Annotated in this window: 1 pseudogene; it reads right to left on the reverse strand. The window is 78.4% G+C overall.

Features of this window, described 5'->3' with window-relative positions:
- Window positions 1-233, reverse strand: a pseudogene (locus AC5Y5V_RS31435) (PE family protein); the annotation flags it as partial.
- Between the last annotated feature and the right edge of the window lie 59 nt (window positions 234-292).

The raw sequence follows: 292 nt of genomic DNA on the forward strand, positions 1-292 counted from the left end.
CCGGTTCCGGCGTTGCCGCCGGTGCCGCCGGTGCCGCCTTGTCCGCCTTGGCCACCCGGGGTGTCGACGGTGGCGCTGTTGTCGGTGCCGTCGCTGCCCTGGTCGCCGACGCCGCCGAGGCCGCCGTTGCCGCCGTGGCCGCCTGCGCCTTGGTGGCCGCCGGTTCCGGTGCCGGGCGCGCCGCCGTTTCCGCCTTGGCCGCCGGCACCACCGGTGGCGCCTTGGTTTGCCACGGGCGTGCCGTCTGGGGCGATGGAGAACCCTTGGCTGGCGGCGCCGCCGGTGCCGCCGG

It is taken from the genome of Mycobacterium sp. NGS68, from assembly GCF_059812195.1.